The organism is Ureibacillus sp. FSL W7-1570, assembly GCF_038593265.1.
Classification (GTDB): domain Bacteria; phylum Bacillota; class Bacilli; order Bacillales_A; family Planococcaceae; genus Ureibacillus; species Ureibacillus suwonensis.
Window position 1 is genome coordinate 243,052 of sequence record NZ_CP151979.1, and the last position, 26,296, is coordinate 269,347.

Here is a 26,296-nt window from a genome sequence, read left to right on the forward strand (position 1 = left end):
GGAAAAAGATGAATGCCGAAATAATTGCCGTGGGCTCCGAATTGCTTTTAGGTCAAATTGCGAATACGAATGCGAAATTTATTTCCGCCCAATTATCCGAAATAGGCATTAATGTTTATTTTCATTCTGTGATTGGCGATAATGGGGGTCGGTTGAAAAAAGCGATTGAAATTGCTGAATCCCGCGCTGATTTGATCATTTTTTCCGGCGGATTGGGACCGACGAAGGATGATTTGACAAAGGAAACGCTTGCCGGGCATTTGAATGTGCCGCTTGTGTATGATGAAAATGCGTTGGCGACCATTGAATCATTTTTTAAAAACCAAGGCCGGACAATGACGGAGAATAATAAAAAACAAGCCCTGGTTTTGCAAGGAAGTGAAGTGTTGCCGAATCATCACGGCCTTGCTCCCGGTATGATGCTTCAAAAGGATGGACGGACTTACATATTGTTGCCTGGTCCGCCAAAGGAACTGGAGCCGATGTTTCAATTTGAAGCAAAGCCGCGGCTTGCTTCCCTCATCAGCAAAGGCGGGGTAATTCTTTCCCATGTTCTCCGGTTTTATGGTATCGGAGAAGCGGAGTTGGAAACGGAAATTCAACATATTTTGGATGCCCAAGCAAATCCGACGATCGCCCCGCTCGCCTCTGACGGAGAAGTGATGCTGCGCATTACGGCAAAAGCGGATTCAAAAGAAGAGGCATGGAAATTAATTGATGAAGAGAAACAGGAAATTTTATCGATTGTCGGAAAATACAACTATGGTACAGACGATGATACGTTGGCTTCAAAAACGGTTGAAATGCTGCTTCATCACAAATTGACCATTTCAGCAGCGGAAAGTTTGACGGCCGGGCTATTCCAATCGGAACTGGCGGAAATCCCGGGTGTCAGTGGAGCCCTTGTTGGAGGAATGGTCACTTATACGAAAGAAGCAAAGATCAATCAGTTGGGCATACCAAAAGAATTGCTGGATCAACATGGCATCGTCAGCAGCGAATGTGCCGCAAGTATGGCGAAAAATGTCCGTGAAAAATTCGGCACGGATATCGGGGTTGGATTGACCGGTGCTGCCGGTCCGGAGCCTCACGATGGAGAACCGGCAGGAACGGTTTGGATCGGCATTGCCATTGGGGATGATGTGGTGACGAAAAAACTCCGGCTTTCAGGCCTCCGAAATACAAACCGGTTACGCGCGGTAAAATATACGTTCAGTTATTTGATCCGATTGCTTGAGGAAAAAGGGTATAAAAAAGTGTGAAAAATAAAATTTGAGCCTAAAAATGGGCTCAAATTTTATTTTTGCGAAAATACGTTCGCTTTTTTATTGATTATTTCTCAAAAAAGAAGTATAGTAGAAACAGAACAATACAGATACGTTTTTTAAGGAGGAAATGTTTTGAGTGATCGTAAAGCTGCCTTAGAAATGGCTTTAAAACAAATTGAAAAGCAATTCGGCAAAGGCTCCATCATGAAGCTTGGCGAAAAAACAGACCTGCAAATTTCCACAGTTCCAAGCGGTTCATTGGCCCTTGATGCAGCTCTGGGGGTTGGCGGATATCCTAGAGGCCGAATTATCGAAATTTATGGTCCTGAATCATCCGGTAAGACAACGGTGGCATTGCACGCGATTGCGGAAGTGCAAGCCCAAGGCGGACAAGCGGCATTTATCGATGCAGAACACGCGTTAGACCCAATTTATGCCCAAAAATTGGGCGTCAACATTGATGAATTGATTCTTTCCCAACCAGATACAGGAGAGCAGGCATTGGAAATCGCTGAGGCGTTGGTGCGAAGCGGCGCCATTGATATCATCGTCATCGACTCTGTGGCGGCATTGGTGCCGAAAGCGGAAATCGAAGGCGAAATGGGCGACTCTCACATGGGATTACAAGCCCGCCTCATGTCCCAAGCTTTACGAAAATTGTCCGGGGTAATCAATAAATCCAATACGATTTGCATTTTCATCAACCAAGTGCGCGACAAAATCGGCGTCATGTTTGGAAATCCGGAAACAACACCTGGTGGCCGCGCTTTAAAATTCTATTCTTCCATCCGTTTGGAAGTCCGCCGTGCGGAAACAATTAAGCAAGGCAGTGAAATGGTGGGAAATAAAACAAAAATTAAAGTGGTAAAAAATAAAGTTGCCCCTCCATTCCGAACAGCTGAAGTGGATATTATGTTTGGTGAAGGCATTTCCAAAGAAGGCGAAATAGTGGATATCGGTGTGGAATTGGACATCATTCAAAAGAGCGGTTCCTGGTATTCCTATAACGATGAACGAATCGGCCAAGGACGGGAAAATGCGAAACAATTCTTGAGAGCAAATCCGGAAATCCGGGATGAAATTGCAGAAAAAATCCGTGAATCTTTTGGCATGGCATCAAACACATATATGATCGCTGCCCATAACGACGATGAAGAAGTGGCGGAAGAATTGCCATTATTTGACGAAGAATAAGGGATTGCTTTTTAAAGAGCGAATCAGAGGACGACGATAATCTGATTCGCTTTTTTATTGTAGACGGAGCTTAATAGATTTTTTGACCCTTAAAAATGATCCGGAGCCGCCTTTTCCATTATTATATGTATAAAAATAATCAAATAATGGAAAAATGGTAAAAGAAAGTTTTCGTAAAGGAAACCATAAACTTCTTGATCCTTTTTACACCAATGTTTTTATATTGAAAAAATACCAATAATTATCGTATTTTATTATCCTGAAAAAAGGAAGCAACAATCAAAATCAAATGCCATCAGCAGTGGCAATCCTTGACAGAGAAAACTCCGAACTATACAATTAGACTGTATAATTTTTTTCAATGATAAAATGAAATAGGCAATATGTTGAGAATTGTTATCAATATATGAGCCGACTGAAATTGCATGTGATAATAGCAAGAGGAGGTGTTCGTATGGAATACATGATCTCCGCTTTGCTTGGGCTCATCGTCGGTGCCGCTGTTATCTATTTCTATATGAAAAAAGTGAATGAATCGAAAGTAAATGGTGCGAAACACTCAGCTGAGCTCATTATAGATGAAGCGAAGCGAGAAGCGGAAGCGCTGAAAAAAGAAGCACTATTGGAAGCGAAAGATGAAACTCACAAACTTCGGACTGAAGCTGAAAAGGAAATTCGTGAAAGACGTGCTGAGCTTCAGAAACAAGAAAACCGGTTATTGCAAAAGGAAGAAAATCTTGATCGCAAGGATGATGCTCTAAATAAGAGAGAAGCAAGTCTAGAGAGAAAAGAAGAGGCTCTAGCCGAAAGACAACAGCATATTGAAGAAATGGAAAGTAAAGTGGAAGAGCTCGTAAAAAAGCAGGAGTCAGAGTTGGAACGAATTGCTTCTTTATCTAAAGAAGAGGCAAGAGAATTCATTTTGAAACAAGTAGAGCAGGAACTTTCAACGGAAATTGCGATGATGATCAAAGAAGCTGAAACCCGTGCGAAAGAAGAGTCTGACAAAAAAGCGAAAGAAATTTTGGCATTGGCTATGCAACGATTTGCGGCCGATTATGTGGCGGAAACGACTGTATCGGTTGTCAACTTGCCGAATGACGAAATGAAAGGACGAATCATTGGCCGTGAAGGACGGAATATTCGTACCCTTGAAACGCTTACTGGTGTGGATTTGATTATTGATGATACGCCGGAAGCGGTTATTTTATCAGGTTTTGACCCGATTCGTCGCGAAACGGCCCGTCTTGCCCTTGAAAAACTGGTGCAAGATGGACGAATCCATCCGGCACGGATTGAAGAAATGGTTGAAAAATCACGCCGGGAAATGGATGAACATATCCGTGAAACGGGAGAGCTTACAACTTTCGAAGTCGGCGTCCATAATTTGCACCCAGACTTGATCAAAATTTTGGGCCGCATGAAATATCGGACAAGCTATGGCCAAAACGTATTGAAACATTCCATCGAAGTGGCCCATTTGGCAGGGCTGATGGCTGCTGAATTGGGCGAGGATGTGGCGCTTGCGAAGCGTGCTGGATTGTTGCACGATATCGGAAAAGCCATCGATCATGAAGTGGAAGGAAGCCACGTGGAAATCGGTGTTGAACTTGCAACGAAATACAATGAACACCCAGTTGTAATTAATAGTATCGCTTCCCACCATGGTGATGTGGAACCAACGAGTGTGATTGCTGTCATTGTGGCGGCGGCAGATGCCCTTTCAGCTGCCCGTCCTGGTGCTCGTAGTGAAACACTAGAAAACTACATCCGCCGATTGGAAAAATTGGAGGAAATTTCAGAATCCTATGAAGGTGTGGAAAAATCCTATGCCATTCAGGCAGGCCGGGAAATCCGGATCATTGTACAACCTGAAAAAATTGATGACTTACAAGCACATCGACTTGCCAGAGATATCCGTAAACAAATTGAGGAAGAACTCAACTATCCAGGTCACATCAAAGTGACGGTTATTCGGGAAACTCGTGCGGTGGAATATGCGAAGTAAAACCATCCCTCTTTTGACGGTAGTCAAAGGAGGGTAATTTTTTTATTTACCAACTTTAAAATCTAGTTATTTTGTTGGGGGGATTCATAGTAAATTAAAATAATGTTAAAAAACTATTAAATATACTGTTCTAATTGTGTTATAATGATTTATAAGGATTACAATTTAGAAAAATATGTAAATAGGAGGAAAAAGTGGATAATGAGAAATAAGAAGCTATATAACATTGCGCTAGCCGCAACAATGACGACAGCAGCGGTAGTTGCTATTGCACCAACTCAAGCGGATGCAGCAAAGTCATTTTCGGATTTGACACCGGCGAACGTGCATTATGACAATGTAATGAATTTGGTGGAACGTGGAGTGATTACTGGATATCCGGACGGAACTTTCAAGCCGAATCAGTCAATCAGCCGTGCTCATGCAGCAAAAATTATCGCAAAAGCTTTAGGCTTGGATACGAAAAATGTGAAAAACCCAAATTTCAAAGATATTCCAACAAATTATGCTTACTATGGTGAAATTGCCGCTTTGGCAAATGCGGGCATCATCAACGGTTATCCGGATGGCACATTCAAACCGAATGCAACACTGACTCGCGGACAAATGGCAAAAATCATTGCAAGAGCATTTGAATTGACAGGGAATGCAAACAATCTTCCTTTCAAAGATATTGCAAATTCTGAATATAAAGAATATATTGCCGCGCTTTATGCAAATAAGGTGACAACTGGGACAACCCCTACTACATACTCACCTGTAAATCCGGTAACACGCGGCCAATTGGCTTCCTTTGTTGTTCGCGCTGAAGAAGCAAAAGGAACAGTGGTGGAAACAGTCGCTGAAATCAAAGACGGCAAATTGGTCACTAAAAATGGTACGTTCGAAATTACAGGAGAACTTGCAAAAGTATTTAATGCAAACAACGCTGCCGCATTAAAAGATGCAAAAGTTGAACTGATTGTGGAAGATCTTCAAGCGGCAAAAGTGGCTTCATTGGGCAACGTAGTGGCAGCAAGAACTGGTAAAGTTGTTGGCATCAAAGCATTGACTTTGGTGGCTCCAAACACTTCCTTCAATGCAGGCGGATATCCAATTCCAAATGTATCGATCACTGCCGGCGGAGTGCAAGTGGAAAACTTGGTGGTTGATGAGTTGACGGTAGCTGACGATCTTCAAGTAACATTAAAGTCAGTGGAAGTAAAAGAATTGAAAGTGTCAGAAGGAACAAAATTGACATTGGATCCAAATTCAAAAATTGAAAAATTGGTTCTTCCAGAAGGCAAAAAACCTAGTGATGTGATTGCAAACTACGATCAAGTAAAAGATAACATTAAAGAAACTGTAGATGAATCAGGTAATACTGTAGAAGAAACACCTGCTCCTGGTGGTGGAGGTTCATCAACTATTGATTATACAAATGATTTAAATAATGCAATTACAGGAATTCTAGATAAATATAAAAATGATTTCGCTACTTATGGAGAAGTATCTTTAAGCGGAAATACTATTCAAATAAAAGCGAAAGAAGATGCAAAAATATCAAAAGCTCTTGATCAACTTACTACGAAAAGCACTGCTATCCAAGAAGATATTGAAAACCATTTTCTTTATAATGAGTTAGATTCAGTAACAGTTACAGTGATTTTAAACGGAAGTAGACTAGAAAGTACTTATTCTAAGGGCCAAGATATATTTGGAAAGATTTTGGGCAGTTTCAATAATCTTGAAACAATTATGTCATCTAACAATATAGAAACTTTTGGTAAATTTGTAGATACTTATAAACCTAAAACAAATATTACTGTGAAAGTTAACTTCAAAAATAGTCCGTCTGTTACTTATAATATCGATTTGGAAAAATTAATTAACAAATAATTCTATTGCTACTATCTTAATTATCTATTATTCTATATTAAGTTAAATATTCCCCAGAACACGGGTGTTCTGGGGAATTTGATTGGACAAGAATTACAGCAAGGCAGGAAAAGGAGTATTTTATGAAGCGAGTATGGAAATACATATTGCTTGTATTTGTGTTGTTGGTCGTTAGTATCGGTGGATATGGTTTATATATATTCAAATTCAAAGAATATGATGTAGCCGATCCGGAGGTTGAGGAAATTATTGAAGATCCGTATGTCATCACTTTACCGGACGGCACCGAAATCGTTGTTGATAAAGAGGGAAATATAATCGAGGAAAGAAAAGATGAGCCGGCTGAAGAGAATTCGGACGGTGCCCAAAATGAATATACTCAATCCGAGGATCCAACCCCTTCTGAAAATGATCCGAATCAAGTAACAGGAGATTCAGAGCAACAGAGACTCACCGTTGCGGAAATTAAAGAAAAATATATTCCTTCTCTAAAAGAATTGGAAAATCAGGCGAACAGCAATCTCGATGCACTTATTCAAAAAGCGTATGATGAATATTCCGCGAAGAGAGCGAATGGTGAAAGCATAGATATAGGCTATTTTTATAATAAATACATGGGAGCTGCCAATGGACTGGAAGCAAGAACAGATGCCGCTTTCAACGCGCTTATGACCATTATCGAAAATGAATTAGAAGAAAATGGATATAGCAAAGCCCATGCCCAAAGCCTGCGGGATGATTACAATGCAGCCAAAGAAGAGCGCCGCAGCAACTTATTGAAAAAAGCGAAAGAGTATTTATAAGTGAATCTTGGTTAAATGAATAATATTTGCCAAACAAAAATACGAAATAACGCACCCAATGAAAAAGCATTTAAGCTATAATATCAAGGGAGGGGTTGAACCGCTGTGGAAGAAACAATCAGCTTATATGATATATTCAAAGTTTTAAAGAAAAGAATCGTATTAATTCTCAGTATCACCATCATTTCAACTTTAGCAGCTGCCATCATCAGCTTTTATGTTTTGACACCGATCTATCAGGCATCAACGCAAATACTAGTGAACCAGAAAACGAGTGATCAGCAAAATCAAATCCAAACTACGGATATCCAAACGAACTTGCAGCTCATTAACACATATAACGTTATTATCAAGAGTCCGGTCATTTTGAGCAAAGTGATCGAAATTCTTGACTTGAATACAACACCATCAGCGCTTTCGAATCAAATCACTGTTTCGAACGCGAATAATTCCCAAGTAGTCAATATCAGCGTGCAGGATGAACAAGCATATCTTGCGGTGGATATTGCAAACACGGTGGCTCAAGTGTTCCAGGAGGAAATCAAAGAGTTGATGAACGTGGATAATGTAAACATATTATCCCCTGCGGAATTGCCCGAGAATCCTTCTCCTGTCAAGCCGAACAAAATGTTGAATATGGCCATTGCGTTAGTCATTGGATTAATGGTTGGCGTAGGATTGGCTTTCTTGCTTGAATATTTGGATACTACTATCAAAACGGAACAAGATGTTGAAGAACTGTTGGAATTACCGATTTTAGGGTTTGTAAGCAAGATAACAGATACGAACTCCGAAGTTCCTTTAACTGTGAAATCTAAACGAGCAGTTAGGAGAGAAAATGTAAATGTTTAAAAGAAAAAAGAAAAAAAATAATAAAACCATGGCGCGGAAACTGATTGTCGAAACGAATCCAAAATCCTTCATTTCCGAACAGTTTCGGACAATCCGGACCAATATCAAGTTTTCCGTGCCAGATAAAGACTTGAAAACGATCGTAATTACATCTGCAGGTGCGGGAGAGGGAAAATCGACGGTTTCCGCAAATATCGCGGCGGTATTTTCCCAAGAAGGGAAGAAAGTGTTGCTGATTGATGGGGATATGCGTAAGCCGACCATCCATTATACATTCCGTTTGAAAAATGTCTTTGGCTTGTCCAGTTTGTTGACAAAGCAATGTGAACTGGAAGAGGCCATTCAGGAAACATACATCGAAGGGCTCTATGCCATCACCAGCGGACCGATTCCGCCTAATCCTGCCGAATTGCTCACTTCAAAACAAATGGGTTTGATTATGGAAAGTTTAAAAGAAGAATTTGATCTGATTGTTTTTGATGCTCCACCTGTACTATCGGTAACTGATGCACAAATTCTTTCCAACCGGTGCGATGCGACAATTCTCATTGTCAGCTCCGGAGAAACACAAAAGGCAAGCATCGTGAAGGCAAAAGAATTATTGGATATGTCAAAAGCAAATATTATTGGGGTAGTAATCAATAACGCGGTAATCGAAAAAGGGCATTATTATTATTACTATTATTATGGTGCTTCAGAGTAATGGCGGAATGCCTTTACTCTTTTTTTATCTTTGAAATGGGCTGGGAGAATAGGTGTATCAGTCCTTGAAATAATGGAAAGATATGGGTAAATTTAGGATAAAACAAAAAAGTAGGTGGAAAAATGGTGGATATACATAGCCATATACTATACGGAGTGGATGATGGTCCGAAGAACATCCAAGAGTCGATTGAAATGCTTGTAGCAGCCGTTAATGAGGGCATAACCGATATCATTTCAACGTCCCATGCAAGCCATCCCCAATTTGATGTTCCTGCCGATGTGGTCATTGGGCAAATCCGGGAATTGCAGAAGAAATTGGATGAACGCCAAGTTCCGCTTACGATTCATATTGGCCATGAAGTGCGCATTTCAGAAAAAATCGTTGAACGGTGTGTCTCAAATCAAGTCCATCTTTTGGCAAATTCAAACTATCTATTGCTGGAATTGCCTTCAAGCGGAATCCCGTTATATACAAAAAATATGATCCATGAACTGTTGCGTCATGATATTACACCGATCATCGCCCATCCGGAGCGGAACAAAGCCATTGCGGAAAAACCCGAGCGCCTTGAACGATTGATACGTGAAGGGGCTCTGGCACAAATAACAGCCGGAAGTTTGGCGGGCTTTTTTGGGAAAAAGACCCAACAGCTTTCATTGGATTTGGTCCGGGCGAATCTTGTGCATACTTATGGTTCGGATGCCCATCACGTGACATCCAGACCGTTTTTATTCAACGAAGGTCTTGCGGTGTTGGAAAAAAAGAAAGAACATGATGCAATCGATCTTCTCCTTGAAAATAATGCCCGGATTTTATCCAATGAACCATTGATTATTTATGAACCGGAAGAAATAAGCAAGCGTAAATGGTGGAAAATGTTTTAGTAATATATTTTTGTAAACGTTAAATATTATATAGTAATATTTTTGTTGAATTGTGATATTATTTGATGATAATATCGGAAAAGAAACTTGTTCATGCAGTCCACTGAATCTAACAAAGTGTATGTGTATAAATAATCTTCGGAATCTTCGAAGATTATTTTTTATATCAATGATGATGAAATAATCAAAAAAATAATAATAATCCGGTGGGTATAATAGTACCAAAGGTGGTGATGAATCTGTTGGTACAGTATATATTTCATATAGATAATTCTAAAACCCCATAAAGATATTTTTTAAAAATTTTTTTAGTAAATTAGTTGAAAAATATTCATATTTTCCGGAAAGAATAGTAAATTAATAGGTAGATGGGTTTATTTTGGAAACGGGGAGCGGATATCAGATGAAATTGTTTATGCGGTTATATTGCAAATTGGTCAGAAAACATAAATATAGTTATTTCTCTGATGAGTGTATTCGTTGTGGAAAATTGAAGCCATCTGCCAGAGTTCGATTGGAAAGTGAAGAATAAATCGGGACGTATACAAAATCAGGTTTGATTTCCATAATTTTTGAACTTCTTTCGTCAATAAAGCACTTTTTTTGAAAATATCAAAGGAAACTTTTTTTGCCAGTCCAATCTTTGCTTGCCGATTGACATCCGATTTGGACAAGGGTATACATGCCCTTGTCTTTTTTGTCATGAATGGAGCGCATTATGCAAACAATAAGTATCATTCTTTTTCATAAAAAATCCTTCGAAATCGTCCAAAATAACATTCCATTAGATTTACCGGCGTTAAAATGGTAAAATTGAATAGATTTTATAGAAAGTGTGGTAGTAAGATTGAAGGTACTATTTATCGGTGATATCGTCGGCTCCATTGGTCGGGAAGCGGTAGAAAAATATTTACCAAGATTAAAGAAAAAATATGAACCGGATGTGGTTATTGCGAACGGAGAAAATGCGGCGGCAGGTCGCGGAATTACTCAAAAAATCTACCAGCAATTACTTCAAATGGGTATTGATGTCATTACAATGGGCAATCATACTTGGGATAATAAGGAAATTTTTGAGTTTATCGATGAAGCCCAATATTTGATTCGACCTGCAAACTTTTCAAAAGAGGCACCGGGGAAGGGTGCCGTTCAAATCACGAAAAACGGCAACATTTTAACGGTAATCAATTTACACGGACGCGTATTTTTGCCTCCCCACGAAGATCCGTTTCGGATGGCGGATGAATTGGTGGAAGAAGCGAGAAAAATCTCCCCTTTAGTATTTATTGATTTTCACGGCGAAGCAACGAGCGAGAAAATTGCTTTTGGATGGTACGTGGATGGAAGGGTATCGGCAGTTGTTGGAACACATACCCATGTTCAAACTGCGGATGCAAGAATATTTCCAGGGGGTACCGCATATATAACTGATGTGGGGATGACAGGACCATATGACGAAATTCTGGGAATGAAAAAAGAAAGTGTCATCTACAAATTCCAAACAAATTTGCCGGCCCGATTCGAAGTGCCAAAATCGGGAAGAGACGTATTCAGCGGCTTTTTCGTGGATATCGACAATGAAACCGGAAAAGCCATTTCCTGCGAAAGGATATACATCAATGATGACTATCCTTTCCAAGGCTGAATCCCAAGTTTTTGCATGATTCCCTTCCAAAATGATTCTATTTTTCTACTATGCTGCATACAATGTGCTACGGACACAAGTTCAAGTCCTTTGAATGAATGCCAGAGAGAAAGATTCATTCAAAATCATTAAAAAAGCAAGTATGGGGAGGAATAAATGTGGATTCATTGAAAGTATCATCTCGCTCAAATCCAAATTCTGTAGCAGGTGCGCTCGTTGCGGTAATTCGTGAGCAAGGATATGCGGAAATGCAGGCTGTAGGTGCAGGTGCTTTGAACCAAGCGGTGAAGGCAGTTGCCATTGCTCGCGGGTTTGTGGCGCCTAGCGGAACAGATTTAGTATGTTCACCAGCCTTTGCGGACATCCAAATTGGCGGAGAAGATCGTACCGCACTAAAACTTGTAGTTGAGAAACGCCAGCGATAAATCATTCAAAGTGGCGATTGGAAGCTTGGCTTCCAAATGATGAACGGAGAGAAACGGAAACGTTTTTCTCCGTTATTTTTTTTGCTTAATCCTTCGCTTTTGTCCCTTAACTTGTTATACATCTTCTTATTCAAATCAGGCATTCTAATGAAAGGAAAGTCGTTACAAAATATTGAACAAAACTTTTCCGTCAAAGGTCTGAAATTGAAGTTATTGACGGTTTTTCTTATTTCAAGGAAATGGATTCATGTTATATTTAGATAAGAAATAATGTATGCAATTAAATGTTTTAAGGAGATGTTAAAATGTTACATCAGCTTTCGTGGAAAGTCGGTGGGCAACAAGGCGAAGGGATTGAGAGTACTGGCGAAATTTTTGCGATGGCCATGAACCGTTTAGGTTACCATCTGTACGGCTATCGTCATTTTTCTTCCCGCATCAAGGGGGGCCATACAAACAATAAAATTACCGTTCGCCCGACACCGGTTCGTGCAATTGCGGACGATTTGGATATTTTGGTTGCATTCGACCAGGAAACGATTGAAGTCAATTATAAGGAATTGACGGAAGACAGCATCATTTTAGCGGATAGCAAATTTGAGCCTGTAAATCCAGAAGATTCGAAAGCCCCGCTTTTTGCGGTGCCATTTACTGAAATCGCTTCCGAACTGGGCACTTCATTAATGAAAAACATGGTGGCCATTGGATCTACTGCTGCTTTATTGAATTTGCCGATTGAAAACTTCCAGGAAGTTGTCGATGAAATTTTTGGCCGCAAAGGGGAAGAAGTGGTCAAAAAGAACATGGAGGCAATCCGCCGCGGATATGAAGTCACTTGTGAATTGATTGGCGACAAAGTTGGAAAATGGCAATTGGAACCGGCTGACGGCAATCGCCGGTTGTTCATGATTGGAAACGATGCGGTGGCATTGGGAGCAATCGCCGCCGGAGCGCGTTTCATGGCAGCATATCCAATTACGCCGGCTTCTGAAATCATGGAATATTTGATTAAAAAGCTTCCGAAATTTGGCGGTACGGTCATCCAAACGGAAGATGAAATTTCCGCATGTACAATGGCAATCGGTGCGAATTTTGGGGGAGTGCGCTCCTTTACAGCTTCAGCCGGTCCAGGTTTATCCCTCATGATGGAATCCATTGGTTTGTCCGGTATGACAGAGCAGCCCCTTGTCATTGTTGATACGCAGCGGGGCGGACCATCCACAGGGCTTCCGACAAAACAGGAACAATCAGACTTGATGGCGATGCTTTACGGCACCCATGGGGAAATTCCGAAAGTGGTCATTGCTCCTTCCACAATTGAAGAAGCCTTTTACGATACAATCCAAGCATTCAATATTGCGGAAGAATTGCAATTGCCTGTCATTGTGATGACCGATTTGCAATTGTCTTTAGGTAAACAGACGGCCGAACCTTTCGATTACTCAAAAATCGAAATTCGCCGAGGCAAATTGAATCTTGGAGAATTGCCTGAAAAAGATCCGAAAGAAGATTTTAAACGTTTTGAAGTTACAGAGGACGGCGTTTCAACGCGTGTGGTGCCTGGCCAGCTTCACGGAATCCATCACGTGACAGGAAACGAACATGATGAAACCGGAAAACCTGCGGAAGCTCCTGGAAACCGCAAAAATCAAATGGACAAGCGTTTGCGCAAATTAAATTATGTAAACTTCAAGGATCCGATTTATGTGGATGCGCCGCATGAAGAAGCCGATGTATTAATCGTTGGTTTTAACTCAACAAGAGGTGCCATTGAAGAAGTCCGGCCGCAATTGGATGAAGAAGGCATTAAAACAAACCATGTGCATGTACGCTTAATTCATCCATTCCCGGCAAATGAATTGCGGCCTTATGTTGAACGGGCGAAAAAAGTCATCGTGGTGGAAAACAATGCGACCGGGCAACTGGCCAATATCATGAAAATGAACATCGGCGCTCATGATAAAACATTTAATATTACGAAATATGACGGCACTCCATTCTTGCCTCGTGAACTAAAAACTCGTGTAAAGGAGTTGCTTGACTGATGGCAACATTCAAAGATTTCCGTAATAACGTAAAACCTAACTGGTGTCCTGGATGCGGGGACTTCTCAGTACAGGCGGCCATTCAAAGAGCAGCTGCCAACGTTGGTATCGAACCTCATGAATTGGCGGTCATCTCCGGAATCGGCTGTTCCGGAAGAATCAGCGGATATATCAATTCCTATGGATTCCATGGCACACACGGTCGCGCTTTGCCAATCGCCCAAGGCTTGAAAATCGCCAACCGCAATTTGAATGTTATCGCAACAGGCGGGGACGGGGACGGTTACGCCATTGGGATGGCCCATACGGTTCATGCCATTCGCCGAAACATTGATATCACTTATATCGTCATGGATAACCAAATTTACGGTTTGACGAAAGGCCAAACTTCACCGCGTTCCGCATACGGTTTCGTAACGAAGTCAACACCACAAGGGTCAAAAGAGCCTTCGATAAAACCGTTGGAACTCGCTTTATCAGCAGGTGCGTCATTTGTTGCCCAAGGATTTTCATCTGATATCAAAGAATTGACCGCATTGATCGAAGCTGGAATTCAACATAAAGGTTTCTCTTTCATCAACGTATTCAGCCCTTGCGTAACGTACAATAAAGTGAATACGTATGAATGGTTTAAAGAACATTTGACGAAATTGGATGAGATTGAAGGCTACGATCCTCATAACCGTGAACTGGCAATGCAAACTGTGATGGAAAATGAAGGGCTTGTGACGGGAATTGTCTATCAGGATCCAGAATCAGTACCATATGAGGAACAATTGGAAGGTTTCTCGGAAAAACCGCTCGTGGATATGGATTTAAAAATCAGCGAAGATCAATTTAACGAATTGGTGAAAGAATTCATGTAATAAAGTAATTTTCCTAAAAATTTACTTTGTCGGCATTAAGTACCATCCAAACAGAAGAACTGCTGTTGCAGTTTTTTGTGGATGGTACTTCATTGTTTTATTAAGAAATTTTCCTGGAAAACAAATGTTAATCATTTGCTTTTGATAATAAAAAAACATCATGTAAAATAATGCTTATGAGCGATTTTTTGAAAGATATAAATTATTTGATCACATAATTCTTCCACATTTTTTTATTCGAATTTATTCTCCAAAGAGGGTAATATGGAAGATAAGGACGCAAAATGAATCGAACGAAATCGGGGTCTTTCCATTGAATAATGTCATTGATTTCTTCTCCTTCAAAAAGAAAAAACAAGAGGAACAAATTGCCAAGCTGTTTCAAAAAGCAAATTCTTTTCAAAATCGGGAACAAATTGATAAGCTGATAGATGAAAAAAAATTGACTGTGGAAGATCACAAAAATTTTCTCGCCTTTTTGGCGTATTCAAAGGAAAAAAAGATTGAACCGACAGAGCTTTTTACTGCGGTGTTAAAGATGTCAAAACATCAATTTGAACTGCGTTATGAAATGAATTGGCATGCGGCCGTTCAAAATTGCTTAACCTTTTTGACCATTTTAAAAGAAAGGGATCAGGAGCAATATGAACAGTTTTTGAAAGAACAATAAATATGTCAAAAAGAGCATAATTGTATGGTTCTTATTGTCCTGATATAGAACTATTCGTTATAATATTAAAATGGGATTCCTCTATGAATCCGGTAGAAAGGAGTCATTCATAATCAATGAACGAAGAACAACGTCTAGCGAATAATCAGACAACACAGCCTAAACCGCAAAAAACGGAAAAAGACTATAGCAAATATTTTGAACGGGTAATTACCGCTCCTTCTTTGAAAGATGCGAAAAAACGCGGAAAAGAAGAAGTGAAATATTATAAAGATTTTAAAATTCCCGAAGAATTCCGGGGAATGGGGGATGGCCGCAAATTCTATATCCGCACTTACGGTTGCCAAATGAATGAGCACGATTCGGAAGTCATGGCCGGCATTTTCATTCAACTTGGCTATGAGCCGACAGATACTGTAGAGGATGCGGATGTCGTTCTATTAAATACATGCGCCATTCGTGAAAATGCGGAAAACAAAGTATTTGGTGAACTGGGACTTTTGGCAAAATACAAGCGTGAAAGACCGGATATGCTTCTTGGCGTATGTGGATGCATGTCCCAGGAAGAATCCGTTGTCAATAAAATTTTGACGCAATATCAACATGTGGACATGGTGTTCGGTACCCATAACATCCACCGTTTGCCATACATTTTAAAAGAAGCCTATATGTCCAAAGAAATGGTGATTGAAGTTTGGTCCAAAGAAGGGGACGTTATTGAAAACCTTCCAAAAGCCCGCCAAGGTTCCATCAAAGCTTGGGTAAACATTATGTACGGTTGCGATAAATTCTGCACATACTGCATCGTTCCATATACTCGCGGAAAAGAGCGCAGCAGAAGACCGGATGAAATCATCCAGGAAGTAAGGGAACTTGCGGCACAAGGGTATAAAGAAATCATGCTTCTTGGCCAAAATGTGAATGCTTACGGCAAAGATTTCACGGATATCAACTATCGTCTCGGCGATTTAATGGATGAATTGCGCAAAATTGATATTCCGCGCATCCGTTTCACAACGAGCCACCCTCGCGACTTCGACGATCATTTGATCGAGGTGTTGGCGAAAGGTGGAAACCTGGTGGAACACATCCACTTGCCTGTTCAATCAGGTTCCAATGAAATTTTGAAAATCATGGCCCGTAAATATACGAGAGAACAATTCTTGGAGCTTGTCCGGAAAATCAAAGCCGCCATTCCAAATGTGGCGTTGACGACAGATATCATTGTCGGCTATCCGAATGAAACGGAAGAGCAATTCCAGGAAACGCTTGATTTATACCGTGAAGTAGGATTTGAATCAGCGTTCACTTACATTTATTCACCTCGTGAAGGAACACCGGCTGCAAAAATGAAAGACAATGTTCCATTGGAAGTGAAAAAAGACCGCTTATATCGATTGAATCAGGTTGTGGAAGAATTCTCCAGAGCCGCATTGAAAAAATACGAAAACCAAATTGTTGAAGTGCTTGTTGAAGGTGAAAGCAAAAAACGCAGTGATGTATTGGCTGGCTATACACGCAGAAATAAATTGGTCAACTTCGAAGGACCAAAAGAATTGATTGGCCAGTTGGTGAAAGTGAAAATCACGAAAGCAAGTTCCTACTCACTCCGCGGTGAATTCGTGGAAGTAGTAAAACGGGATGAGGTGAATGTATAATGTCAACTAAACTTTATACAAAAGATGAAATCGTTGAAAAAGCAAAAGAAATTGCCCACATGATTGCCCAAACAGAAGAAGTGGAGTTTTTCAAAAAAGCGGAAGCACAAATCAATGAAAACCAAGTTGTCCGTGAAAAACTTGCCAGCTTGAAATCCCTTCAAAAGCAGGCGGTGAACTTCCAACATTTAGGGAAGGAAAAGGCGTTAAAATTGGTTGAGAAAAAAATCGAAGAAATCGAAAAAGAAATCGATGAAATCCCGGTTGTGCAGCAATTTAAACAATCCCAGTTGGAAGTGAACGATTTGCTGCAATTGGTATCCAATGCCATCGCGACGACGGTGACGAACGATATCATCGAATCAACAGGCGGCAATTTGCTGACAGGCGAAACAGGATCAAAAGTGAAATACTCCAGCCCTGGCAGCTGCTCTTAATGAAAGCTACGAGGAAAATCAAGCATGATTTTCCTGTAGCTTTTTCTTTTCCCCGGAAAATTCAACGCAAACTGGAACACATATCGGCCTCCCTTAATACTATATGTTTGTTAGGCTAATGCACTAATGAAAATCTTTGTTCCAGGGAACGACCGGATATTACATTTTTCCTTGAAATTCAACATGAAATTTCACCAATTGGGCATTTGCCGCATACAATAGTTCGACGAGATGTAAAGGAGGAAAATGTGTGAAACGTTTGCGTCAAATCGTGACAAAAGCGGTCATCGCGAAGGGGAAAAAGCGTACGGAATCGAGTGAAACTCTACGTCCACCTAACACGCCAACAAGCATTTTGGGATGCTGGGTCATTAACCACCACTACTCCGCAAAAAAAGTTGGAAAATATGTAGAGGTTTCCGGCAAATACGATGTGAACGTATGGTATGCTTACAATAACCATTCCAAAACGGCTGTATATACAGAAACGATTCATTATAAAGACAGAATCAAATTACATTACCGCGATGAAGAGATCATCGATTCCAATGAGGTACACGTAAAAGTGTTGCAACAGCCAAACTGCATTGAAGCGATTATCAATCAAAAAGGCGACAGTTTCAACATTGTGATTGAACGTGAATTTTTAGTGGAAGTCATCGGGGAAACAAAAATCGTTGTATCCGTTCATCCAATCGAATTTGAAGAAGAATGGCATTTTGGCGACGATGATGAAGATGAATCATCCAGCTCTTCATCTTCTTCAAGCTCATCCGAATTTGATTACAAAGAGTCAAGAGACAGCGATTCCTCATCATTTCAATAATCTTCATTGAGAGCACCATCAAAAATAGAATAAGATGGTGCTCCTAATGTTTGGAAAAAGCGTTTCTCCAAGGTTATCGCAACATTTTTCGTCATGTTATAATATGTTAGAGAATTTTAAGTGAGGGAATATCATGACTACATATACACCAATGATGCAACAATATTTAACCATTAAATCGGAATATGAAGACGCCTTTCTTTTTTTTCGGCTAGGCGACTTTTATGAAATGTTTTTTGATGATGCCATCAAAGCATCACAAATACTTGAAATCACATTAACGGGCCGGGATGCAGGCGGAGATGAACGGGTGCCGATGTGCGGCGTGCCATACCACTCAGCCCAAAGTTATATCGAAACGTTGGTATCAAAAGGGTATAAAGTGGCCATTTGTGAGCAAGTGGAAGACCCGAGACAGGCAAAAGGCGTTGTAAAGCGGGAAGTGATCCAAGTCATTACGCCGGGAACGCTGGTGGAAGGCAAAACCATCGACAACAAATCGAACATCTTCATCGGCTGTGCCGAGCGGTTGACCGAGAATGAATTTGCCTTTGCTTATTTGGATGTGTCCACCGGGGAAGGGAAATCCTTCATCATCGAAGGGGGAGTAAAAGGGCTTTTCCAACAACTCCAAGCATACAATATTCGGGAACTGGTCGTGACGGAAGAGTTAAAGCTGCTTCTCCAGGAACAGGCAACGAATCTCGGCATTGTGCTTTCCATAGAAAATGATGAAATGGATGAAGAAAAAGCGGCCCAATATTTGATCCATCTTCCAAAAAACTGTTATGGGGTTGCAAAATATTTGCTTCAGTATATTGAACGGACACAAATGCGCTCCTTATCCCATATCCAGCCTTTTACATATACCGAATCCAAACAATATTTGCAAATTGATGCCAATTCAAAACGGAACTTGGAATTGCTTCAATCGATTCGTGGAAAGGATCAGAAGGGAACGCTTTTATGGATTTTGGATGAAACCGTGACAGCCATGGGGGGAAGAAAGCTGAAACAATGGCTTCATCAACCCCTTGCAAACCGCATGCAAATTGAAGAAAGATTGAGCATCGTTTCGGATTTGATCGATGAATTTTTTCTGCGGGATGAATTGAGAGAGCTGTTGAGAAATGTTTACGACCTGGAGCGTCTTGCCGGCCGGGTGGCATTTGGAAATGCAGGGGGCAGGGATTTGGCCCAGCTCCGCGAATCTTTGAGACAAGTGCCGGAAATTAAAGAGAAACTCTTGGAAAGCGGCAAAGAGACGCTTATAAACCTTGCGAATAAAATGGATGCATGTTGTGACATAGAAGAACTGCTTTCAAAGGCCATTACCGATCACCCGCCTGTCGCCATCAAAGAAGGGGATGTCATCCGGGAAGGCTACAATAAAGAATTGGACGAGCTTCGCTATATTGCGCGAAACGGAAAAGATTGGATTGCGCAGCTGGAACAAAAGGAACGGGAAAGAACGGGCATAAAGAATTTGAAAATCGGCTTTAATCGGGTGTTTGGCTATTACATTGAGGTAACGAAATCGAATCTTGCCAATATCGATCCGGACCGCTATTACAGAAAACAGACCCTTGCCAATGCAGAGCGCTTCATCACGGAAGAACTGAAAGAGAAAGAAACGCAAATTTTACATGCGGAAGAACAAAGTTTGGCCCTTGAATATGAACTCTTTGTGGAGTTGAGGGAACAGCTGAAAGAATACATTCCACGGGTGCAGCAACTCGCTTCACTCATCAGCGAATTGGATGTGTTCTTAAGCTTTGCGGCAGTTTCCGAAAAATATCAATTCACGAAACCTGCATTCCACGACGGAAAGGGCTTAAAAATCATTGGCGGTAGACATCCCGTCGTTGAAAAAATGTTGAATAAACAAGCGTATGTGCCAAACGATTGCGTTTTAACCGAAGAGAAAAATATGATGCTGATTACCGGACCGAATATGTCCGGGAAAAGTACGTATATGCGGCAAGTGGCGTTGATTGTCATTATGGCGCAAATGGGCTGTTACGTACCTTGCGATGAAGCCGACCTGCCTATCACGGATCAAATCTTTACCCGCATAGGTGCTGCGGACGATTTGGCCAGTGGGCAATCCACTTTCATGGTGGAAATGCTTGAAAGCCAAAATGCCATAACAAACGCAACGGAAAAAAGCTTATTATTATTTGATGAGATTGGGCGCGGTACATCCACTTACGATGGCATGGCCCTTGCCCAGGCAATGATGGAATATATCCACAATCATATTGGGGCCAACACCCTATTCTCCACGCACTACCATGAACTCACCGCCTTGGAGGACCAGCTCGAACGATTGCAGAATGTGCATGTGAGTGCGGTGGAGAAAAATGGCAATGTCGTGTTCTTGCATAAAGTGAAAAAAGGGGCGGCGGACAAAAGCTACGGTGTACATGTGGCGAAACTGGCAAACATGCCGCAGGAGATCATTGATCGGGCGCAAACGCTGCTCGAGCAGTTTGAATCCCAGCAAGTGGACCACTTGAAATCCCAAAAGGAAGAAGAGATTTTCCAATTGTCCTTATTCGAAGAGGAAGAACCGAAACAGAAGAAAAATACGTTAAAATCGCATGAACAGGAAGTCATACAAGAATTGCAAAAAGCGGATATCGTATCGATGACGCCAATAGATGCAATGAATCTTCTTTACAAATTGCAGCAATCATTAAAGTAATAAGGAGGGATACCGATGGGAAAAATTCGGCTTATGGATGAGTGGCTTTCCAATAAAATTGCGGCAGGAGAAGTGGTGGAAAGGCCATCTTCCGTCGTGAAAGAACTTGTGGAAAACGCCATCGATGCCGGCAGTACATCCATTGAAGTGTTCCTTGAAGAAGCGGGGCTTTCCTCCATTCAAGTCATCGACAACGGAAGCGGCATGGATGAGGAAGATGCGGAGCTTTGCTTTGCCAGACACGCGACATCGAAAATTTCAAAGGAACAGGATTTGTTTCGCATCCGCACCCTCGGGTTCCGGGGGGAAGCGCTGGCTTCCATCGCCGCCGTTTCCAAATTGTGTTTAGTCACTTCCGATGGGGAATCGGGAGTCGAACTGGAGCTGGAAGGGGGAACGATTGTCTCGAAAAAGCCGGGCCCTTTAAGAAAAGGGACGGAAATTACCGTTTCCCAATTGTTTTATAATACACCGGCACGGCTGAAATATTTAAAAACGATTCAAACGGAACTTGGACACTCCATTGATTTAATGAACCGTTTAGCCCTAGCGTATCCCGATATTGCATTCAAGCTTGTCCACAACGGGGGAGTTCTCCTTCAAACCAATGGCCGGGGGAATGTCCAACATGTGCTGGCAGCCATTTATGGAATGCAAAACGCGAGAAAAATGATTCCTTTCCGTGGGGAATCGAAGGACTACACGATATACGGTTACGCAACATTGCCTGAAATTACCCGGGCATCGAAAAACTATATTTCCATCTTCGTCAATGGCAGATGGGTGAAACATTACGTCATCCAAAAAACCATTGTGGATGCGTACCATACCTTTTTGCCGATTGAACGATACCCAATCGTTGTGTTGTACATTGAAGGCGACCCTTATTTGACGGATGTGAATGTGCATCCTGCAAAGCTTCAGATTCGTCTAAGTAAAGAAGAAGATTTGCTGCCGTTGATTGAAAACACGATCCGCAATGCAATCCGGGAACATATGAACGTTCCGTTGGCGCAAAAAAAAGAGAAAATTGTCCGCCCTGTAAATGAGCAATTAAACATTTGGAAACAGCCAACGATTGATGAATCCAAAATTAATGACATCGTTGAGCGTTTAAAAGGTGGATCGGCGGTAGTGAATGAAAGCCCGGCTACAGAAAATGAAGCTGTTACTCCAACAGAATTTGTTGAGGAATGGCCGGAGCCAAAAGATGTTTATGATGAACAGCCGGTAACCAATGCTGATCCTTTGACTGAGTTTCATGAAGAATCAACAGATTCCACACATGAAACATCCCTCCAGCAGATAAAAGAACCATTCCCGGACCTTGAAGTGGTGGGTCAAATCCATGGAACATACATCGTTGCGCAAATGGAAGACGGCTTCTATCTGATTGACCAACATGCTGCCCAGGAGCGGATCAAATATGAATATTTCCGGGAAAAAGTGGGAGAAGTGGATCCGAACGAGCGGCAAACGTTGCTCTTGCCTTTAACCTTCCACTACACGCAAGATGAAGCGTTGATTTTAAAGGAAAACAAGAAAGCGTTGGAAGAAGTGGGCGTGTTTCTTGAAGAATTTGGGCCTTCCTCCTTTGTCGTCAGGGAGCATCCTACCTGGTTCCCAAAAGGGTTCGAGCAGGAAATCATTGAAGAATTGATCGAACAAGTATTGAAAACGAAAAAAGCGGATGTGAAAAAACTGCGGGAGGAAGCGGCGATTATGATGAGCTGCAAACGCTCCATCAAAGCGAATTATTATTTGACAAAAGAGCAGATGGAGACGCTCATCAAAGACCTGAGAAAAGCGGAGAATCCCTTTACATGCCCGCATGGACGTCCCGTCATGATCCATTTTTCCACTTATGAAATCGAAAAAATGTTCAAGCGGGTCATGTAAAAGGAAGCGGCATATTTGGATAGAGGAGTGAGCGGATGTTTTCATTTCAAGATCGGTCCAAACTTATACACTTGATGAACACCTATTCTTTTGACGTGCTCGTCATCGGCGGAGGCATCACCGGTGCCGGTATTGCGTTGGATGCGGCTTCGAGAGGCCTGTCTGTCGCGTTGGTCGATATGCAAGATTTCGCCGCGGGCACTTCTAGCCGTTCAACGAAACTGATTCATGGCGGTTTGCGCTATTTGAAACAGTTGGAATTTCGCCTTGTAGCGGAAGTAGGAAGAGAGAGGGAAATCGTCTATGAAAATAGCATCCATGTTACAACTCCTGAGAAAATGCTGCTTCCCATCTATAAAAATGGCTCATTAGGAAGATTTTCCGCTTCGATAGGATTGAAACTCTATGATTCTTTGGCAAAGGTTCGGAAATCCGAACGGAGGAAAATGCTTTCGAAAAAGGAAACCTTGAAACTTGCCCCTTTTTTGAGAGAAGAAGGATTGCTTGGCGCGGGATTTTATGTGGAATATAAAACCGATGATGCGAGATTGACACTTGAAGTCATCAAAAAAGCGGTGGAATATAAGGCCCTTTGCTTGAATTATGCCAAGGTCACAGGGTTCGTTTATGACAGGAACCGCATCGTTGCAGCAAAAGTCCGAGATGAAATTACCGGTGAAACCATTACAATACATGCCGCTCAAATCGTCAATGCCGCCGGGCCCTGGGTCGACGTAATTTTAGAAAAAGACAATCGCAATGGAAGAAGCAGAAAATCTTTGAAACTGACAAAAGGCATCCATATCGTGTTCGACAAGTCAGTGCTTCCTTTGGAACAAGCGATCTATTTCGATACGGACGACGGGCGGATGGTCTTTGCCATTCCAAGGGGGAATAAAGTATATGTCGGAACAACCGATACCTTCTATGAAGAAGATCCGGTTCATCCGGTGGCGAAAAGTGAAGAGGTGGCCTATTTATTAAATGCCCTTCATTCAATTTTCCCTTCCCTTTCCCTTAAGGAAGAAGATGTGGAATCCACTTGGGCAGGAATCCGTCCGCTCATTTTTGAAGAGGGAAAGAATCCGTCCGAGATTTCCAGAAAAGATGAAATCTGGACATCCAAAAGCGGGTTGATGACCATTGCGGGCGGAAAGTTGACCGGATATCGGATCATGGCAGAGCGGATTGTTGATCTGATCGTCAAAAAACATCGTTTCCGTCATGCGAAAAAATGCATGACGAAACAATTGGCTTTGTCCGGCGCTGAAGGGCTCCGTTCCTCCAATTTTGAGTATTTTGTAAACAAGAAGGCGATGGAAGGGGCCAAATTCGGGTTGAATTTCGGAGAAGCGAAAGGGCTTGCCCAAATGTATGGAACAAATATTGACCGGGTGTTTGATTTATTGGACAAGGAAGAACCAGTAGACAAACTTCCAAAAGCGTTATTCGCTCAACTGCTTTACAGCATTTACGATGAAATGGCTTATACACCGGCTGATTTCTTCATCCGCAGAACAGGCCTCATGTATTTTGATATCGCAATGGTGGAAAAAACGAAAGATGCAGTCATTGATATAATGAGCGACAGGATTGGCTATTCTGAAAGGGAAAAAACCTTTTATACCATGCAGTTAAATCAAATGATCCGAGAGGCGAAGGGGGATTGCGGTGAAAGAGACACGTTGGATACAAATGAGTGATGGACAACAAATTTTTGCAAGAATTTATGATGCAGGACAGCCTATCGGGAATTTTTATATACTTCATGGAATGTGCGAGTATGGTGAACGGTACGATGAATTTGCCCGATTTTTATGCCGGGAAGGGTACCGGGTGATTGTCCATGATCATCGCGGGCACGGAAAAACGGGAGAAGCGGGCGGAAAATTTGGTTATTTTTGTGAGGAAGATGGTTTTGAGCGGGTTGTGCAAGATGTATATGAAGTCATGAATGAAACCATGATCAAAGGGTTGGATTGCATTTTATTTGGACACAGCATGGGATCTTTTATAGCCAGAAGATTCATCCAGCTCCATTCAAGCCTCGTTCATCAGTGCATCCTTTGTGGAACAGGATCAACCACTGCTTTGCATTACATGGGGAACCTGCTTGCCAAATCTCTTGCCCGCATTCAGGGGAAAGAAAAGGAAAGCAAGTTGATGAACGAATTGGCTTTCTCGAGCTTCAACAAACAATTTGAAAATGCCATTACGCCCTTTGATTGGTTGAGCAGTGATGTAAAAGAAGTGAGAACCTATGTGGAAGATCCATATTGCGGATTCATCCCTACCCATCAATTTTTCAAAGATTTAACCGATGGGCTACTATTAATCCATAGCAAAGAGGAAAATAAAAAAATCCGCAAAGATTTGCCGGTCCTCTTCATCAGCGGCAGTGCGGATCCCGTGGGAAATAACGGAAAAGGCGTTTTCCAAGTGGCTGAAGAGTTAACGAAAGCCGGCCTTCAACAGGTTGCGGTGTATCTTTTTGAAGGCATGCGCCATGAAATTTTAAATGAACAAAACAAAGAACTGGTATATGAAGTCATAGTACGGTGGTTAAGAAAATGGAAGAACAAAAATGTATTGATGTAGTGGCCATCGTTGGTCCTACCGCTTCAGGGAAAACGGCTTTAAGCATTAAAATGGCAAAAGCTTTCGATGGTGAAATCATCAACGGTGATTCGATGCAGGTCTATAAAGGGCTGGATATCGGCACCGCAAAAATCCGGGAAGAAGAAATGGAAGGAATCCCTCACCATTTATTAAGCTTCAAGGAGCCGACCGAAAGTTTTTCTGTTGCGGAATATCAACGATTGGTAAGAGATAAAATAGAAGAAATCCAAAGCAGAGGAAAATTGCCAATCATCGTTGGCGGAACAGGTTTGTATATCCAGGCGGTTTTATACGATTTTCAATTTACTGAGGAAAAGGTCGATGAAGAAGCGCGCAAGAAATATTATGAAGAACTGGAGAGAATCGGCCCAAAAGCCATGCACGAAAAACTTGCCGCTTTGGACCCTGAAACCGCAAAGTCCATTCACCCAAATAACACGCGCCGCGTCATCCGGGCATTGGAATTGATTGAACTGCATGGAATCTCCAAACAGTCGGAAGAGCTGAACCGGGGCAATATTCCGTTGTACAACCATCTCATTATCGGAATGAACATTGACAGGGAAGAATTGTATAAACGCATCAATGAGCGGGTGGATTTCATGATGGAACAGGGGTTGCTTGATGAGGTCCGAAGTTTATGGGAAAGAAATATCCGCGATGTACAGGCCGTGAAAGCCATTGGCTACAAAGAATTGTATGACTATTTGGATGGCCGTATCACGTTGGAAGAAGCGGTGGAACAAATCAAGCAAAACTCCCGCCGTTATGCGAAACGGCAATTGACGTATTTCCGGAATAAAATGGATGTACAATGGATAGGAAATGATTGGGAAAAAATTATAAAAATGTCTAAATTTTTTTATAATAAAGAAGGAAAATAAAAAATCGTTATCGAATAATTTA

The 26,296-nt window shown here is 41.6% G+C and carries 21 protein-coding genes; all 21 read left to right on the top strand.

All coding sequences use genetic code 11. The annotated features are described in order from the left end of the window. Positions 1 to 8 precede the first annotated feature (8 nt). The 21 genes from NST13_RS01230 (at position 9) to miaA (ending at position 26,274) form a co-directional block, all read left to right on the top strand. Positions 9 to 1,262 (top strand): competence/damage-inducible protein A, encoded by a 1,254-nt coding sequence (locus NST13_RS01230; protein WP_342581193.1) that lies wholly within the window; start codon positions 9 to 11, stop codon positions 1,260 to 1,262. Between the two features lie 138 nt (positions 1,263 to 1,400). Further along, a complete protein-coding gene (gene recA, locus NST13_RS01235; protein WP_342469801.1) occupies positions 1,401 to 2,462 on the top strand; it encodes a recombinase RecA in 1,062 nt (353 codons plus the stop codon). A 454-nt stretch (positions 2,463 to 2,916) separates the two neighbouring features. Beyond that, on the top strand, positions 2,917 to 4,470 hold the full coding sequence (rny, locus tag NST13_RS01240) for a ribonuclease Y (protein WP_342469800.1): 1,554 nt from the start codon (positions 2,917 to 2,919) through the stop codon (positions 4,468 to 4,470). Between the two features lie 144 nt (positions 4,471 to 4,614). Then, a complete protein-coding gene (locus NST13_RS01245; protein WP_342581194.1) occupies positions 4,615 to 6,348 on the top strand; it encodes an S-layer homology domain-containing protein in 1,734 nt (577 codons plus the stop codon). A 122-nt stretch (positions 6,349 to 6,470) separates the two neighbouring features. Continuing rightward, a complete protein-coding gene (locus NST13_RS01250; protein ID WP_342581195.1) occupies positions 6,471 to 7,151 on the top strand; it encodes a hypothetical protein in 681 nt (226 codons plus the stop codon). A 105-nt stretch (positions 7,152 to 7,256) separates the two neighbouring features. Next, on the top strand, positions 7,257 to 8,003 hold the full coding sequence (locus NST13_RS01255) for a Wzz/FepE/Etk N-terminal domain-containing protein (RefSeq protein ID WP_342581196.1): 747 nt from the start codon (positions 7,257 to 7,259) through the stop codon (positions 8,001 to 8,003). Further along, complete coding sequence (locus tag NST13_RS01260; protein ID WP_342581197.1) at positions 7,996 to 8,706, top strand: CpsD/CapB family tyrosine-protein kinase; 711 nt, start codon at positions 7,996 to 7,998, stop codon at positions 8,704 to 8,706. The genes NST13_RS01255 and NST13_RS01260 overlap by 8 nt, the downstream gene beginning before the upstream one ends. 122 nt (positions 8,707 to 8,828) lie before the next feature. Further along, positions 8,829 to 9,593: a CpsB/CapC family capsule biosynthesis tyrosine phosphatase gene (locus tag NST13_RS01265; RefSeq protein ID WP_342581198.1), complete on the top strand. Its 765-nt coding sequence runs from the start codon at positions 8,829 to 8,831 to the stop codon at positions 9,591 to 9,593. Positions 9,594 to 10,440: 847 nt separating this feature from the next. After that, a complete protein-coding gene (locus NST13_RS01270) occupies positions 10,441 to 11,238 on the top strand; it encodes a TIGR00282 family metallophosphoesterase (protein ID WP_342469794.1) in 798 nt (265 codons plus the stop codon). A 158-nt stretch (positions 11,239 to 11,396) separates the two neighbouring features. After that, positions 11,397 to 11,663, top strand: coding sequence for a stage V sporulation protein S (locus NST13_RS01275; RefSeq protein WP_342469793.1), 267 nt, complete (start codon positions 11,397 to 11,399; stop codon positions 11,661 to 11,663). Positions 11,664 to 11,968: 305 nt separating this feature from the next. Next, complete coding sequence (locus tag NST13_RS01280) at positions 11,969 to 13,708, top strand: 2-oxoacid:acceptor oxidoreductase subunit alpha (RefSeq protein WP_342581199.1); 1,740 nt, start codon at positions 11,969 to 11,971, stop codon at positions 13,706 to 13,708. Further along, positions 13,708 to 14,574, top strand: coding sequence for a 2-oxoacid:ferredoxin oxidoreductase subunit beta (locus NST13_RS01285; protein WP_342469791.1), 867 nt, complete (start codon positions 13,708 to 13,710; stop codon positions 14,572 to 14,574). Before NST13_RS01280 ends, NST13_RS01285 begins: the two co-directional genes overlap by 1 nt. A 313-nt stretch (positions 14,575 to 14,887) precedes the next feature. Continuing rightward, positions 14,888 to 15,244: a hypothetical protein gene (locus tag NST13_RS01290; RefSeq protein ID WP_342469790.1), complete on the top strand. Its 357-nt coding sequence runs from the start codon at positions 14,888 to 14,890 to the stop codon at positions 15,242 to 15,244. 116 nt (positions 15,245 to 15,360) lie between these two features. Continuing rightward, positions 15,361 to 16,902, top strand: coding sequence for a tRNA (N6-isopentenyl adenosine(37)-C2)-methylthiotransferase MiaB (miaB, locus tag NST13_RS01295; RefSeq protein ID WP_342469789.1), 1,542 nt, complete (start codon positions 15,361 to 15,363; stop codon positions 16,900 to 16,902). Further along, positions 16,902 to 17,339 carry a YlbF family regulator gene (locus NST13_RS01300; protein WP_342469788.1) on the top strand — a complete coding sequence of 146 codons (438 nt, stop codon included), beginning with the start codon at positions 16,902 to 16,904 and terminating at the stop codon, positions 17,337 to 17,339. Before miaB ends, NST13_RS01300 begins: the two co-directional genes overlap by 1 nt. A gap of 250 nt (positions 17,340 to 17,589) precedes the next feature. Next, positions 17,590 to 18,165, top strand: coding sequence for an outer spore coat protein CotE (cotE, locus tag NST13_RS01305; RefSeq protein ID WP_342469787.1), 576 nt, complete (start codon positions 17,590 to 17,592; stop codon positions 18,163 to 18,165). 133 nt (positions 18,166 to 18,298) lie between these two features. Next, positions 18,299 to 20,872, top strand: a complete 2,574-nt coding sequence (gene mutS, locus NST13_RS01310; RefSeq protein ID WP_342581200.1) for a DNA mismatch repair protein MutS — start codon at positions 18,299 to 18,301, stop codon at positions 20,870 to 20,872. Positions 20,873 to 20,887: 15 nt separating this feature from the next. After that, positions 20,888 to 22,771: a DNA mismatch repair endonuclease MutL gene (gene mutL / locus NST13_RS01315; RefSeq protein ID WP_342581201.1), complete on the top strand. Its 1,884-nt coding sequence runs from the start codon at positions 20,888 to 20,890 to the stop codon at positions 22,769 to 22,771. 35 nt (positions 22,772 to 22,806) lie between these two features. Further along, the gene (locus NST13_RS01320; RefSeq protein ID WP_342581202.1) at positions 22,807 to 24,474 is read left to right on the top strand and encodes a glycerol-3-phosphate dehydrogenase/oxidase; all 1,668 of its coding nucleotides are present in this window, start codon (positions 22,807 to 22,809) and stop codon (positions 24,472 to 24,474) included. Beyond that, positions 24,443 to 25,369 (top strand): alpha/beta fold hydrolase, encoded by a 927-nt coding sequence (locus NST13_RS01325; RefSeq protein WP_342469783.1) that lies wholly within the window; start codon positions 24,443 to 24,445, stop codon positions 25,367 to 25,369. The genes NST13_RS01320 and NST13_RS01325 overlap by 32 nt, the downstream gene beginning before the upstream one ends. Next, a complete protein-coding gene (miaA, locus tag NST13_RS01330) occupies positions 25,342 to 26,274 on the top strand; it encodes a tRNA (adenosine(37)-N6)-dimethylallyltransferase MiaA (protein ID WP_342581203.1) in 933 nt (310 codons plus the stop codon). Before NST13_RS01325 ends, miaA begins: the two co-directional genes overlap by 28 nt. Positions 26,275 to 26,296: the final 22 nt, after the last annotated feature.